The organism is Candidatus Nitrosarchaeum limnium BG20, from assembly GCF_000241145.1.
In the GTDB taxonomy this organism is placed as follows: Archaea; Thermoproteota; Nitrososphaeria; order Nitrososphaerales; family Nitrosopumilaceae; genus Nitrosarchaeum; species Nitrosarchaeum limnae.
This window is the reverse complement of sequence record NZ_AHJG01000289.1, coordinates 1-1,288: the sequence shown is the minus strand read 5'-3', so window position 1 is coordinate 1,288 and position 1,288 is coordinate 1. Positions and strand designations below refer to the sequence as shown.

Below are 1,288 nucleotides of genomic sequence, written 5' to 3'. Positions count from 1 at the left end.
GGTGTATTTGCGCAGCCCATTAGATACCCAACGGTACCAAAAAATAAAGCAAGATTGAGAATTTCAGTCACTGCGTGGTTATCAAAAAACAACATTGATGAAACATTGAATGTTTTTGAACGTGCATCTAAAAAATTTAAAATATGAATTCAAATAAATCAGCAAATAAGAGATTTGTTCTAAATTATCAAAATCGTGTGGAATGTAGAAACAAAAAGTATGAAAATTATTTAGTGTAATTGACATGTAACGACTAAACATCTAGTCATTAATCATTTGCACTAAAACATTAACATCAAAAGGTTTGTAAATAATTAATTCATGTTTAATGTCTCTAAGTTTTTGTATTGTTTCATCACTTTGATCAGCTGTCACTGCAATTATTTTGGCATCAGAATTAATATTTTTGATATTCATAATTCCATAAAACCCATCAAAATCAGGCATCATTATATCCATCAATACAACGTCAGGGGCGTATTTGGAAAACTTTTCAACAGCATCTGAACCGTTTACTGCAGTTGCAACGACAGATACTCCTTTGAATTGTAGAATGTCAGTCATAGCATTACGGTTATCTTCATCATCATCAACTACAACTACTTTTTTCAACAACAAAAAGATATTTTCTCAAGTAATAAAGTATGGCTTATTTTTAATAATGATTACTTAAAAATCAAAAATTAGTAATTATCTCAACATATCAAATCCGCCAATAGCAGGAGATCCGATTATGACAGCAATAGTTACAATAATTCCTAAAACAATACCTACTAAAATAAAGCGTTTGTTCATACCAAAAATTATTTTTGCCTAGATAAAAATGGAATGGATGACAATTAAGCAAATACCGAAAATAATGTGTATCAAATATATAATAAAAAAAGAATACCTATTTCTTATTTTAGATTATTTAAAAAATAATATTCTTTCTAAGTGTATACAAAAACCATACTTCATCCTTTCTAACACTAGAAAATTGATGTCACCAAACCCCCTTGTTACCGCGGTTACACATAGACTAGGGACAAATTCATTTAAAACAAAATTACACATCATTAATGAGGAAATAAAGATTTGATAAGTAATTCATGGAATAAAGCAGCGGGAGAAAGCATTTCTCAACGAGTAATGGGGAAAGTAAAACCAGATATTCCATTAAAAACAAAAATCGAAGAAGCACAAAGAAAATTACAATTTCAAATTACTAAATTAGAAGGAATTACAGAAAAATTGCAGAAAAAACATGACGGGATTTTTGAAAAAGTCGTTAATGCTCAAAAATCTC

General features: G+C 29.0%; 1 protein-coding gene and 1 pseudogene. One reads left to right on the top strand and one right to left on the bottom strand.

All coding sequences use genetic code 11. From position 1 onward, the window contains the following. Positions 1–261: 261 nt before the first annotated feature. Positions 262–612, bottom strand: a complete 351-nt coding sequence (locus BG20_RS10445; RefSeq protein ID WP_010194978.1) for a response regulator — start codon at positions 610–612, stop codon at positions 262–264. A gap of 465 nt (positions 613–1,077) precedes the next feature. Between BG20_RS10445 and BG20_RS10435 the strand changes: the two are divergent. After that, positions 1,078–1,288, top strand: a pseudogene (locus tag BG20_RS10435) (Snf7 family protein); the annotation flags it as partial.